This window comes from Borrelia sp. HM (assembly GCF_019669085.1).
Taxonomy (GTDB): domain Bacteria; phylum Spirochaetota; class Spirochaetia; order Borreliales; family Borreliaceae; genus Borrelia.
In genome coordinates, this window is sequence record NZ_AP024401.1 from 549,359 (window position 1) to 563,529 (window position 14,171).

The following is a 14,171-nucleotide window of genomic DNA, read 5'->3' on the forward strand; positions in this document are numbered from 1 at the left end:
TAGATGTTTAAATATTTTACAATTATTATTAGTGTTTTATTTATTCATGGGTCAATTTTTGGTATTGATTTAAATAATATTAATTTTTATCGCTATCTTGAAAATACAGAGCTTTTGCTTGTAATTCAATTATTGGAACGAGAGAAACATTTCAGTCAAAATAATGAACTCTTTACATATATTGATTTAGCCAATCAGGCTTTAACTGAGAAGGGTATTAAAATTATAAATGAAAATACTAATTTAGATAGTATGCAACATAATAATGATTTAAAATATTTGAAAAATTGTAAAAATACGAAGTTTATTTTAAAAGCATCAAAAGATTTAAATCTTTTCATTTATTGTGATGGTAATGATGGATTTTTTAAAACTTTAGATGGTCGAAATATAGGATTTCAAGATGGTAAGTTTGTGATTTTAGATCCATTACCTTTTAAAGGCTATGAAAACATATCAAGTGAACATTCTACTATCGAAATTTATAATGCAAGTATTCTAGAACCTGATTTTAGTAAGTTTATTTTGGATAAGTATGGACCTTATGTTTATGTGGAAGAATTGAATAAAAAAGTTTACTTTGATGATATTGCAAAGTTATCAAATGAAGAATCCTTATTTTTATTTTATGACTTGTTTCCTGTTTCTAGGTTAAAGGGTATTAAGGATTGGTATGAGTTTGGATTTTCATCTATTTTGAAACAAATTAAAAAAGCTTATAATATAGAAATTAGTTTAAATGCAAGGAAAATTAAATGAAGTATAAGTATATTGATATCAATATTTTAAAATCTACCTTTTTAATCTTAGTATTTATTTTTTTATCTTGTTCATCTACTAAATTAAAGAGAAATAAAAATTTAGTAAGTGGCCAGCTTGAAAATGGGCTTAAATATTATATTTATGCAAATAAAGTTCCTGCTAAGGCTGTTTATATGGGGATCTTATTTAATGTTGGATCTTTAAATGAAGAAGAGAGTGAAAGAGGGTTGGCACATTATCTTGAACATATGGCTTTTAAGGGTACAAAGGATTACCCTGGTGGTGAGGGTATTTTTAAAACTCTAAAAAAATTTGGTATGGAATTTGGCGCTGATATTAATGCTTATACTAGTTTTGATAGGACTTATTATAAGCTTAATTTATCAGATGGTAATAATAATACAGAAATTGATGAGGCTTTGAATTTATTAAGAAACTGGGCTTTTCAGATTGAATTTGATGAAGTAGAAATAGAAAAAGAACGTAATGTTATTATTGAAGAAAAGAAGATTGGAGATAATTATTTAGGTAGAATTACTGAAAAGGTATTGGGATTTATTTTTGGTAATAGTAGATATACAGTCAGATTGCCTATTGGACTTGAAGAGAGAATTTTGTCTTTTAAATCAGAAGACTTTAAGAGATTTTATAAGAAATGGTATAGACCAGATGTTACTAGTGTCATTATTGTAGGAGATATTGAGTCTGATAAAATTGAAAAAAAAGTGATAGAGCAATTTTCATCTTTAGAAAAACCGAAAATTAAGCTTGAAGATATTAAAATTAATTTGGATACAGCAATAAGCGAGAAATTTATAAGTATAGAAGATTTTGAAGTACCATTTCCTTCCATGAATTTTGTTATTAAAAAAAATGCTAAAAATAGTGTAGGTACTGTTGATGATGTCAAAAAATCTATTGAGAGAATTTTATTAAACAGTCTATTTAGAAATAGATTTTATGACTTAAAGACCGCTGGAACAAATCATTTTATTTCACTTGATAGAAATGATTCTAAGTTAAAATCAGATGATCATTATATTTCAATTGAGCAAATTTCTTTAGAAATTAATCCAGATCATTTCAGTGAAGGTATAAAAGAGTTTTTTTATGAGCTTGAGAGAATCAAGAAATTTGGTTTTACACAAGGAGAAATTGATGAAGTCAAATCTAAACTTATAAGTAATTATAAGTTAAGTAAAGATAACATTAAGAACCAATCTTCATCTAGTATTGAGAATAGTTTAGTTGATATTGCTTTTCAAAATTCTACTATGTTTGACATGAGTGAGTATGTTGATATTGCTATTGATTATTTAAATAAGATTAGTGTGAGATCAATTTCAGATTTGGCCAAGAGTGAAGCAAATATAGATGATATGGCTATTTTATATTGTTATTCTAATAAATCTCATCCTAATTTAACCCTTGAAGAGATTAACAAATTACGTGATTCTGCTTTAAAGCAAGAAATTAAACCTTATAATGCAGTATCGATTCAGGGAGAATTCTTTAAAAAGTCTTTGAAAAGCAAAGAGATTGTTGATGAAAAAGAATTATCTGAGGGAATTTCATCATTTATGCTGGAAAATGGTGTTGAAGTTTACTTTAAACATAATGAACGTAATAAAAATTTATTAACTTTGAATGCGCATTCTTGGGGTGGTTTGTTAAGTGAAAATCCTGAGCTTGTTCCCGTTTTATCTTTGGCTCCAAGAATAGTCTCTAATTCAGGATATGGAGATTATTCTATGCTTCAAGTTGAAAAATATTTATCAGGTAAGACTATGAATTTAATGCCTTCAGTTGGTGATCAAATGTCAAGCATTAATGGTAGTGTTGATACAAAAGATCTTGAAACTTTTTTTCAGCTTATATACTTTATATTTAATGAGCCAAAAATAGATGATATTGTTTTGCAAAATGCCATTACTGATTTAAAAGCAAGTATTAAGAGTAATGAAAATGATTCTAAACATCTTTTTTATAGTACTATTAGACGATTTTTGAATAATGATGATTATCGTTTTAGGGATATTCAGGAAGCTGATTTGAACAATATATCAAAGGATATTCTTTTAAGTTTTTATAAAAAAAGGTTTACTTATGCTAATAATTTTAAATTTATATTTGTGGGAGATACTGACTTAGAGACAATAAAAAATCTTTCAAAAAAGTATTTGGGTAATTTAAATTCTAAAGAGTTGGATGAGTTTAAAGATATAGATTATTCCTATAAAAAAGGTACACAAAGAATAGTTGTAAAAAAGGGTGAGGATGCAAGTAGTTTAGTGTGCGTTTATTATCCTTTTAATTTTAACTACACACCTTCGGTTGCTTTGAATTATAAGGCTTTATCATTGCTTTTGAGTGATGACCTTATTAAGAATATTAGAAGAAAGCTGTCTAGTGTTTATTCAATAAGCGCATCTTTTGATTATGTAATTAGAAAACATTCTAATTCAGATGGTTTTATTTGTATATCTTTTTCCGTTGAGCCTAAAGTTTTTGATAATGTTTTAAAGGCTGTCAATGAATATATTGTAGAGAGACAAAAAATAGGTTTTAACGAACACGATTTTGATTATGTTAAGAAGAATATCATTAAAAATGATAATATCAACTCTGAATCTAATGGCTATTGGGTTGAAAAGATATTATTTTCAATTTTTTGGAATAATAATTTAGATGTTAAATTTATTGAAAAGAATTTAAGTAAGGATACTATAAATATGTTGTTTAAGAAAATTGATTTTAAACAGAAAACAGAGATTGTGTTAGTTCCTGAAAAGAAGGGTAATTAGTTTAAAGTTTTATAATTAAATGTTATTTGAATCTTTTATTATTTTGTCTTTAAAAAGGACTAATAGCTCTCCAGATATTAGTCCTTTTTTTTCCCATAATAATTTTTCTAATTTTTTACCCCATTTATCGTATCTATTTAGTCCGAGTTTGGGAAAATAGTTAGTGTTAATTAAATAGTTTGCAATATCTTCTTTTGGAACTTGGCTTATATAAGCATAAAATTCATTTATTACTAGATATTGATAATTAGTATCATAATCTTTACTGTCTAAAAATTGAATCCAAACTTGTTTATCTTCTTGTGAAACATTGTTATTCCAGAAATTATAGATTGCTTTATTAAAATCATTGTCTATAAAGTAATACATGTGTAATATTTCATGCATAAATATTGTTATTTGATCTATGCTTAGTATAGTTTCATCTTCTGGATAAGCTGCAAATGCAACGTTTATGGATTTATCTTTTATTTTTAGTATATTGTTTTCCATATATGCTAACTTATTCAGTATAATTAAATTTTTTAAAATTATTTCTTCTTGGTTAAGTTTGATATTTGACTTTTGTGCTGTGTTGAAAAATATAATTATGTCTTGAAGTCGGTAATCGTGACCTCTCCATCCTATTTTATTTTCTAGTTCGTTGTTGGAGAGTAAGATTCCTCTAAATTCTTTTTTTTCTGTGAAAAATGCTATTCTTTTTAACATTAAAGACTGGTATTTGAGATTCTTAAATTTTAGTATATATATGTTAGGTTCAGATATTAGATTAAAAAGTTCAAACGTATTTCTTCTATAATTTGATTTTTTATAATTTAATATGAATTTGAGATCAGAATTGATTGGTTTGTTTATGTCATAATAAGTGTTCATATTAATATATCCAATTGTTACTATTTGTATCATATTATTATTTCTCGTGAATTTTATTTCATCATTTTCATTTTCTAGTGATGTGTACTTGATGACATTAGATAATACTATTTTTTGTGATTCTTTTTCAGAATCTAAACTTGTAATCATGGGACTTGATATTACTTCTTTTGCTTTAAAGCCTAAGATAGGAAACATATTTTTAGCAAGATTAAATTTAATAGAATATTCATTTTGATCAATAAGTATTTTTAATTTTTGCGACCTTGCTTTTGCTGTTGTTTGAGCATTTGAGTTTTTTATTTTAGCATTACTTAGATCAATGGATTTAATATTATTTATTTTAATTTCTATTGTTAATTCTTTTTCTTTATTAATTATTTTTGGGAGATTATATGAAAAATTTTTATCTTGAGTGTTTATTTTTATTATAGAATTATCATTGAGCATTTCTATATTTAATATGACACAACTTATTTCTTCTTTATTACAATATGTTATTGTTTGATTGCCATTGAGTATTGGGGAATTTTTCAAATTTTGACTTTCATACGATGCTTGCGATGTTTGATAATTGGCTAACAAAATTAACATTGCTAGAATATTTTTCATTATAATATAACTTTTATTATTGAGAAAGAGAACTAATTAGATATTTTTTACCATCCTCTAGGGGAATCGAACCCCTCTTGCCAGGATGAAAACCTGGAGTCCTGACCGATAGACGAAGAGGACAAAAAATTGAGCTCAGTAGGACTCGAACCTACGACACCCGCCTTAAAAGGGCGATGCTCTACCAGCTGAGCTATGAGCCCATAAATAGAAACATTAAATAATTAAAGTGGCAAACAACAAATTTACCAATAAGCATTTTACCATTTATTTAAAATCAAGTCAATACTTTTGATTGCAAAAGTACCCAGCTTAACTTATTTAAGTGAGCTGCACAGGATTTGAACCTGTGACCTGCGGGTTAAGAATCCGTTGCTCTACCACCTGAGCTAGCAGCCCTCTCCTATTTATTAATAAACTAATAAATAGGATAAATGCTTGTAGGTATAAATGTCAAGGATTATGATTATTTTTTTTCTATCTTTTCTAGTAGTTTTTTTGCTTCTAAATGATTGGGATTTAGAGTTAATAACTTTGTTAAAGTGTCTTTTGCTAAAGCTTTATTTTTTGCATTAAGTCTTGATTTGGCAAGCTTTAATAGTATGTTTTGATTATTTGGCAAAAATCTTAAAGCGTTTTCATATGAAAAATCAGCTTCGTTATATCTTTCAAGCTTATAAAAAGAATCTGCTATTAAAATATACACTTTGACTATTCGTGCTCCATTTGGTGCCAGACTAATATATTTTTGAAAATATTTTAAAGCATTTTTATATTGTCCTTGAAAAAAATAGGCTTCTCCTAATGTTTGAATTATTCTTGGATCATATTTGTTTATATCAAGGCCTTTAATAGATTCTAGCTCAGCTTTTTTATATTCGCCTGATGCTATTAGGCTCCATATAAGTATTGCTCTTGCATCTAGATTTTTTGGCTTATGTTTTAGTTCTTCTTGAGTATTTATAATTGCTTCTTGAAATTTACCTTGTTTGTATAGTAAAAGAGAATCCTCTTTTTCTTGTGCGTTTATTAGGGTTAAGAAGCCCGAAAGTAAAATAAAAATTATTTTTAAACAAAGGCTTTTATTTATCATGTTTTCTCCATTTCGCAGTTTCCATTAAATAGTGCTCCTGAATCTATGAAGAGTTCTTTTGTTTTAATATTTCCAATTAATTTTCCAGTTTTGTAAATTTTTATTGTTTCTAAAGCCTCTACATTTCCCTTCATTATTCCATGATTTAGGAAGTCCTTACACTTAATTTCTGCTTCTACATTAGCCTTTTCTCTTAGATATATTGAGTTGGTAGACTTAATAAGTCCTTTTAGTATTCCTTCGATAATTATTGGCTTATTGCTTTCTATATATCCTTCAAATTCAAAATTACTTTTTATAACATTTTGTATATTATTTTCTGCAAATTCTAGGGTGTCTATACTCAATTTAACTCCTCAAAATGAATGCTTAATTTAAAGCATTCATTTTGATTTTGACTTGAAATATTTTGTTACTTTTAATCTCTTCTTTGTCCTAAAAATCTTAGTAAATGTAAGAATAGATTTATAAAGTCTAGGTAAAGCTTTAATGATGCTACAATTGCCATTCGGTTTTTAATTTCAGTATCATCTTCTAGCATTCTATTCATTTTAGAAATATTTTGAACATCATAAGCTGTTAAACCTGTAAATAATATAACACCTATAATTGAAACTAAAAAATCAAGACCTGAACTTTTTAAGAACATATTCAAAATTGATGCAATAATAATGCCCCATATTCCCATTATAAAGTAGCTTCCCATTTTTGTAAGGTCTGTGCTTGTTGTATATCCATAAAAAGACATTGCAAGAAAAGTTATAGAAGTAATTCCAAATGTGTAAAATATTGACCCTTGTGTGTATATCATAAATATAGAAGATAGGGTTACTCCTGATAAAGCTGAGTATCCTAAAAAGAGCGCTGTTGCTGTGCTACTTGATATTTTTTCGATTGCTCCACTTATTGCATAAACAAGTCCAAACTGTACAATTAACATGGTTATGTACAACATTGGATTTGAAAATATTACGGCACGCATTGCTGCATTTTCAGATGTTGTATATGCAAATACTGCAGATATTAAAAGACCAATTGCCATTAACCCAAAAACTTGAGCAAGGAATTTATTTTTTATTTTTATTTCTTGTTTAACTTGACTTAATTCAAACATAATAATCCCTCCTATTTATTTTGTTCGTTAAATTTTTTACATAATTCAGCAAATATGGTACTTGGAACTTTTCCATATCTTAGAAATTCCATTGCAAATTCAGCTTTTCCTTGTGTGGACGATCTTAAAACAGTTGAAAATCCAAACATTTCGCTTAAAGGCACTTCGGCTTCAACCTTTGAAAAACTGCCCTCTTCAATAGAACCTAAAATGATTCCTCTTCTTTGGTTTAAAAGGCCAAACATATTGCCTTGAAATTCGGTTGGACCCTCAAGAGTTACTCTCATGATTGGCTCTAGTATTGTAGGTTTTGCTTTATTATAAGCTTCTCTGAATGCTCCAATTGCTGCAAGCTGGAATGCCATATCTGAGGAGTCAACAACATGGTATTGACCATCATTAATTGTAATTTTGATCCCTACAATTGGAAAACCAATTAAAGTTCCTCTTTCCATAGCTTTTTGGAATCCTTTGTCACATGATGGAATATATTCTGTTGGAATCACTCCACCCTTTATAAGATTAACAAATTCATAATTTTGTTCTTCTGTATTAAGTGGTTCCATAAATCCAGCAACTCTTCCAAATTGACCTGCACCTCCTGATTGCTTTTTATGGGTGTAGTTAAATTCTGCTTTATCTGTAATAGTTTCTCTGTATGCTACTTGAGGCATGCCTGTTTCAACTTCTGCCTTAAATTCTCTTTTCATTCTCTCAATGTACACTTCTAAGTGTAGTTCACCCATTCCTTGTATTATTGTTTCTTTTGATTCAGTATCTACATAAGTCTTAAATGTAGGATCTTCTTTTGTAAATCTTCCAAGAGCTTTTGCCATATTGTCAGCTGATTTTTTGTCTTTAGGTTTTATAGATAACGATATTACTGGTTCTGGAATATACATTGATGTCATTGAATAGTTAATAGAAGGGTCGCAAAATGTATCACCTGAGGCACAGTCTATTCCAAATAATGCAACAATATCTCCACTGCCTCCAAATTCAATATCTTCAGTATTACTTGCATGCATTCTAATAAGTCTTCCGACTTTAAACTTTTTGGAAGTTCTTGAATTTACTAGTTCTTGTCCTTTTCTTAAAACTCCTTGGTATATTCTTACATAAGTTAATTGTCCGTATTGTCCATCTTCAAGTTTAAAAGCTAAAGCTACAGTTGGTAAGTTTTCATCAATTTTAAGTTCGGTTTCTTTTTCATTCGCATTTAAGTCGAGTGCAACATTTTTAACATCATAAGGACAAGGTAAGAACCTCGTTACAGCATCAAGTAGAAGCTGTACACCTTTATTTTTATAAGCGGATCCCATAAATACAGGACAAAGTTTTAAAGCCAAAGTACCTGTTCTAATTGCATTATATATTGTGTCTGAAGATACGTCTTGACCCTCCATATGCAATTCCATAAGTTCATCGTTAAAGTCAGATAAAGCATCAAGCATTATTTTTCGTTTTTCCTCAGCTTCCTTTAGTAGCTCAGCAGGAATTTCTTTTTCTATAATTTCTGTTCCATCTTTGCCTTCAAAATAATATGCTTTCATTAAGACAAGATCTACAACTCCCATATGCTTATCTTCAAGTCCAATTGGAATTTGCATTAAAACTGAGTTTAAATCAAGCTTATCTTTAAGTTGCTCTTTGACATTATTGGGATTTGCTCCAGTTTTATCACATTTATTTATGAAAGCCAGACGTGGTACATTATATCTTTTTAATTGTCTGTCAACTGTAATTGATTGAGATTGTACTCCTGCAACAGAATCAAGAACAAGTATTGCTCCATCTAGAACTCTAAGTGAACGTTCTACTTCAATTGTGAAGTCAACGTGACCTGGGGTGTCAATAATATTAATAGGATGACTTTTCCATTCAACATGAGTTGCAGCTGATGCTATTGTGATTCCTCGTTCTCTTTCAAGTTCCATTGAATCCATTGTTGCTCCAACTCCATCTTTACCTTTTACTTCATGAATAGCATGAATTTTGTTACAATAAAAAAGGATACGTTCTGTAAGTGTGGTTTTCCCTGAATCAATATGGGCACTAATGCCTATATTTCGCAATTTTTGATAGTCCATGGACTATTTTCCTCCTGAGTATATATTAATTAGAACACTACTTATCTTAAGGATTTTACATGGTTTTTTAAAAAAAGTCTATTTTAAACTGTTTTAATTGGTTTGACTTAAAATATAAATGCATTTTTTAAAAAGTAGTCATTAAACTGCTTGTGGCTTTATTGGTAGCTTTTGGTAAAAAAGATTTAAGTGTTTATAATAAAAAATCATTTTAATTCGGTGACAAATTATATCTTTTAGTCTTAAAGAAGATATTTTTTGTTGACCAGAAAAATACAATTGTTTTGAGTTTGAATTATTTTATGTGATTTAATCATTTAAAGATTTACTTGACTAAGTTTTATTAAAAGTATAAAATTAATTACAAGGAATATATCATTTAGTAAATTTTGATTTTATTGATTAAAAATGCTTAACATTTAATGAATTTACTCTTTCTTTACTTTATATTTTATACTCCTAAGAATAATAATTGGAGGGTATAAGTTTGAATACTTTAACAATATCTCATGAATTGAGCAAAATACATCAGGTGGATTATGATTCTGCTTTGTCTGAACTTTCTATCTTTTTTAAGGACGGGCGAGCTTATAAATATTTCAAAATTGAGCCAAGGCATTTTAATATGATATCTAAGCTTGTGCAAGAGAGAAAATCAGTTGGTAAATATTTGACAGAGCATATCTTTAACAAATATGATCAAGAAAAGCTTTAGTTCTAGTCATTTAGATTAATAATTGAGTAAGGGCTTCTTAATATATTAAGAAGCCCTTTTTATTTGCTTTAATATTGTTAATTTCGATATAATAAAATCGCTATTATCCATAATTATCTTGATATTTTTTTAAATAAGAGTTATAATTTTACTAAATTGTTAAATTTGGTAAAATTAGCAGTTTTTATAGGATCTAGATAATGATGAAGAAGTTGTTGTCATTTATAATGATGTTTTTATTGTTAAATGTTTCTTATGCTAAGATTTTTTATTTTGCAGCGGGTTTTAATACTCAATTTAGTCTTGAATCACTTTTTTTATTTAATAAGAAAACTTATACGGTTTTAGATAAGTGGATGAGTTTTGAATTGTTATCTATCATAAAAAATATGAAAAATGATTTATTAACTCATGTGGATGCACTTTCTAATAGTACGTATGATCTATATCATTCTGCACAAGAAAGTTTAGAACTTTTTACAAATTTATATGATGATATTGATCAAACCAATAATGGTACTACTTTAACCAATGCTAATGATACAAATTTTAAAAAAACTGCAATAAGTGATTTGCGTTCATTTTTAAAGAGTGCTGATCTTGCTAAAGATCCTGAAAAATTTTTTTCTGAACTATCTAAGTTAAAGGCCAAAGATTTAATTAAGAAGTTAGATAAGGATGGCTTGAAGATCAAAAAAATGTTAGATCATTTAGAGGAAACAGCAAAAAATGCTATGGATCTAAAAGATGAATTCTTTGGTCACTTAAAAGAACTTGGAGTTAGTAGTAAAGAAGATATTTTGAAATTGCGGGATGAACTTACTACTCCAGGTACTATTTTAAATGATGCTTTGAGAAGAAAATTATCACCTTTGTTTAGTACTGGTTTTCAAGGATATTTTCAAGTTGGTCTTCCTATTGCTGATAGTAATTTTTATTATGGTTTTGAGCTTGGTTTTGGTATGAATCTTGGTCGAAGTATTATGGATTTAGACTTTTTAAAGGATTCATCTTCTCCTGATAAATTTGGTATAGGAATTATACCAAGATTATTTGTTAAATACGATATTTATTATTTAGCTGCTGCTTTGTTTACGGGTTTTGGTGATAAATCTTTAGTTGCAGATCCTGTTTATGTTGGGAATTTATCTAGTAATAATAAGATAATTAATCCTTTTAGTATTGTTGAAACAGGCTTAAGATTCAGATTGGCATTTCTTAATTTAGAATCATCAGTGTTATTTTCTGTTAATGATTTTAAATATAGAGATTTAAGAGTTGGACTTGGATTTGAGATTCCAGTAATTTTTTGAGATTTTAATCATTAATACTGTGTTTAATATTTAGATTTAGTTTTGAATATTTTGCCTAATTTTTATGTTATCTAAAATGTTTGGATTTGATTTTAATGCGTAAGAGCTCATCTTTTTTCTTTTTTTATTTATTATTATCTTGTGGCACTCTTTCTAAAGAATATCAGGCTATATCAGATGAATATTATAAACTTGCTAAATTAAATGATGATCTTGGAAATAATGAGACTTCGGTTGCGCTTTATGAACAAGCTATTAAATTTAATGTTAATGTAGATGATGCATCCAGTTATAATTTTGTTTTGGCTTATATCAATTTAAAGCAATATGATAAAGCTGAGTTAGAAATTAAATCTTTACTAAAAAAGGATCCAGACAATGTTTTGTTAGTTAATTTAAAGGCTTATTTATTCTTTAAAAAGGGTAATCTAGATGAGGCTTTAAAATTTTATTTAAAAAATTTAGAAGTAGTACCTGCTAATCAAGAAGCATTATTTAATACTTTTTATATTTATTATTTAAAGAATGATTTAGAAAACGCAAAGAAATATATTTTGAAATATAAAGAATTAAATTATTCAATACCTTCGAATGCAAATGAGATAGTTTCATCTTTGTTGGAAAGTGGTGGCTAGAGTATAAAGAGCATTTTATGCTATATTAGTTCATTATCTTTTGTTTGTATTGATACAATTAATTAAGTTTTCATGTTAATTTAAATGTTTTAAGGAGGGATTAAGTTATTCTTAGGATAAGAATTTTATTTTTAAGTTTGTTGATATTTGTTACAAGTAATTCTTTCTCATATGTTGCCTTTGAATTTAATTTAGGATTTGGACTTGATTTTCCATTGAACATTGTTTCAAATTTTTATAATACACCTTTATATTTAGGTGAAAAACTTGGCAATAGTATCTCTGATTCAGATCGAAAAGAGATCATTCGAAATTTTGCTGATATGGTTAATCTTTCTAAGGCTGGTTTAAATTATGGAATACATGCTCAAATGGGAGGAAGATTTGATGATTTTATTTCACTTGGTTTAGAATTTGGAATTGATTTTAATATGATTAATACAATCAATGGCAAAGGAAGATTGAGTGATAGTCTTTCATTGATTTCAGCTTTTGAACCTAGACTGTATACAAGATTAGACTTTTTTGTTGGAGCTATCTTATTATTTACCGGACCTAGAATTAATGTTGTTGCTGTGGATAAGGATTGTATTTTGACTGAATTTGGAGTGTTTGGTTGGGATCTTGGAGTGAGATCTACGTTTTCTTTCTTGATGCTTGAGGGATATTATAATTGGAATATTCAGGATAATAGATTTTCTGGTTTTAAGTTTGGTATAGGTTTTGAATTTGGAATTATTTAAATAAGTAATAAAGAAGTTGACAATCTAAAATTTATATTGCTTTTATATTAATAGTAATTGCATTAGCTAAGTTCCAGATTGATTTTTAACTAATAAATATTTAAACTTTAGTAATCTTTTTTAGACTTGTGTAAATTTTGCTTATATTAAGGTAAAATAAAATCAATATTTTCTTTTTAAAATAGGGAGTTCAAATTTGAGTTTGATTATTAAAAAATCGATAGGGATTATTGCGTGTCCTGGTGGTAGAGTATTTGCAGATAAAATAATGGAAGAACTTAGAAAAATATTTTTAGATGCCGAGAGTCAAGTTATTGAAAAAATTTCACAAACTTCCAATTCCTTAAAAGAAGATGTTTTAAAGCCTGAGGGAATTTTATCTCATTTATTAGAAGGACTTGAATTTCCTAACTTAAGTTTTAATGAAACTATGGAAATTCCTGTTACATTTGTTAAATTTGCTAATGGTGAATTTAAATCAGAAATTTTGGAAACCATAAGAAATAAAGATATTTTTATTGTTCAAGATGTTTCTAATACTTATCCGGTTTATGTAAATAATAACGAAAAAGTATTAATGACAATTAATGATCATTTGATGAATTTGATGACTACAGTGGATGCATGCATGCAAGCTAAAGCTCGCTCTGTGAGTGTTATTGTACCTTCTTATCCTTATTCTAGACAAGATAAGAAACATTCAAGAGAAGGATTAACGGCAAGTCTTTTTGGAAGATTTTTGGAGGAATTGGGCGTTAAACATATTTTAACACTAGACATTCATTCAAAAGCGATTGAAAATGTTTTTAGAAAAACATGTTTTGAAAATTTAAATGCATCTTATGAAATTTTTTGTGCTTTAGCTGAGCTAATAGATATTAAAGATTCAAATTTGGTAGTTGTTTCTCCTGATACTGGAGCTGTTAATAGAAATAAGTTTTTTGCATCTAATCTTAAGAGACCTTTAGCTTTGCTTTATAAAGAAAGAGATTATTCAAAAATAGCACATAATGTTAATGATTCTAATATTTCTATTACTAAGCTTTTAGGAGATGTTGAAGGGAAGAATGTTTTTATGAGTGATGATATTTTAGCTACTGGTGGAACTTTTATTAAGGCTGTGAAATTGCTAAAAGGAATGGGGGCAAAAAAGATTATATGTGCAATAAGTTTACCATTTTTTAATGGGGATGCAATTAGGTATTTCGATAAGGCTTATGAAGAAGGTTATTTTTATAAAATAATTGGGACAAATGCTGTTTATCATGATGATAAACTTATCAGTAAACCTTGGTATTATGAATCTAATGTTGCGCATCTTTTTGCTGGTGCAATTCTTGCAATTCACAATAGAGTAAGCTTTCAAAAGCTTCTTGATAGAAGTCATGATATTCAAGAGTTGATTTCTAAGAGTTAA

12 protein-coding genes and 2 tRNA genes are annotated in these 14,171 nt (G+C 27.8%); 7 read left to right on the forward strand and 7 right to left on the reverse strand.

Annotated features, from left to right (window positions below; genetic code table 11):
- Positions 1–3: 3 nt before the first annotated feature.
- Positions 4–759: a hypothetical protein gene (locus K5563_RS02645; RefSeq protein WP_221037453.1), complete on the forward strand. Its 756-nt coding sequence runs from the start codon at positions 4–6 to the stop codon at positions 757–759.
- The gene (locus tag K5563_RS02650) at positions 756–3,566 is read left to right on the forward strand and encodes an insulinase family protein (protein ID WP_221037454.1); all 2,811 of its coding nucleotides are present in this window, start codon (positions 756–758) and stop codon (positions 3,564–3,566) included. The genes K5563_RS02645 and K5563_RS02650 overlap by 4 nt, the downstream gene beginning before the upstream one ends.
- Before the next feature lie 15 nt (positions 3,567–3,581).
- Here K5563_RS02650 and K5563_RS02655 read toward each other — a convergent pair whose 3' ends face one another.
- From K5563_RS02655 to fusA, 7 genes are all read right to left on the reverse strand, one after another.
- On the reverse strand, positions 3,582–5,051 hold the full coding sequence (locus K5563_RS02655) for a hypothetical protein (RefSeq protein WP_221037455.1): 1,470 nt from the start codon (positions 5,049–5,051) through the stop codon (positions 3,582–3,584).
- 130 nt (positions 5,052–5,181) lie between these two features.
- A tRNA-Lys gene (locus K5563_RS02660) sits at positions 5,182–5,254 on the reverse strand.
- A gap of 123 nt (positions 5,255–5,377) precedes the next feature.
- Positions 5,378–5,450 (reverse strand) — tRNA-Lys (locus K5563_RS02665).
- A 67-nt stretch (positions 5,451–5,517) separates the two neighbouring features.
- On the reverse strand, positions 5,518–6,144 hold the full coding sequence (locus K5563_RS02670; protein ID WP_221037456.1) for a tetratricopeptide repeat protein: 627 nt from the start codon (positions 6,142–6,144) through the stop codon (positions 5,518–5,520).
- On the reverse strand, positions 6,141–6,491 hold the full coding sequence (locus tag K5563_RS02675) for a polymer-forming cytoskeletal protein (RefSeq protein ID WP_221037457.1): 351 nt from the start codon (positions 6,489–6,491) through the stop codon (positions 6,141–6,143). The genes K5563_RS02670 and K5563_RS02675 overlap by 4 nt, the downstream gene beginning before the upstream one ends.
- 71 nt (positions 6,492–6,562) lie before the next feature.
- The gene (locus K5563_RS02680; protein ID WP_221037458.1) at positions 6,563–7,258 is read right to left on the reverse strand and encodes a Bax inhibitor-1/YccA family protein; all 696 of its coding nucleotides are present in this window, start codon (positions 7,256–7,258) and stop codon (positions 6,563–6,565) included.
- A gap of 11 nt (positions 7,259–7,269) precedes the next feature.
- Positions 7,270–9,348 (reverse strand): elongation factor G, encoded by a 2,079-nt coding sequence (fusA, locus tag K5563_RS02685; RefSeq protein WP_221037459.1) that lies wholly within the window; start codon positions 9,346–9,348, stop codon positions 7,270–7,272.
- Positions 9,349–9,835: 487 nt separating this feature from the next.
- Here fusA and K5563_RS02690 point away from each other — a divergent pair, with 487 nt between their 5' ends.
- From K5563_RS02690 to K5563_RS02710, 5 genes are all read left to right on the forward strand, one after another.
- Complete coding sequence (locus K5563_RS02690; RefSeq protein WP_221037460.1) at positions 9,836–10,063, forward strand: KTSC domain-containing protein; 228 nt, start codon at positions 9,836–9,838, stop codon at positions 10,061–10,063.
- A gap of 200 nt (positions 10,064–10,263) precedes the next feature.
- Positions 10,264–11,376, forward strand: a complete 1,113-nt coding sequence (locus tag K5563_RS02695; protein ID WP_255571079.1) for a hypothetical protein — start codon at positions 10,264–10,266, stop codon at positions 11,374–11,376.
- Positions 11,377–11,471: 95 nt separating this feature from the next.
- Positions 11,472–12,011 (forward strand): tetratricopeptide repeat protein, encoded by a 540-nt coding sequence (locus K5563_RS02700; protein ID WP_221037461.1) that lies wholly within the window; start codon positions 11,472–11,474, stop codon positions 12,009–12,011.
- A gap of 137 nt (positions 12,012–12,148) precedes the next feature.
- Positions 12,149–12,754, forward strand: a complete 606-nt coding sequence (locus K5563_RS02705) for a hypothetical protein (RefSeq protein ID WP_255571080.1) — start codon at positions 12,149–12,151, stop codon at positions 12,752–12,754.
- Positions 12,755–12,950: 196 nt separating this feature from the next.
- Positions 12,951–14,171 (forward strand): ribose-phosphate pyrophosphokinase, encoded by a 1,221-nt coding sequence (locus tag K5563_RS02710; protein ID WP_221037462.1) that lies wholly within the window; start codon positions 12,951–12,953, stop codon positions 14,169–14,171.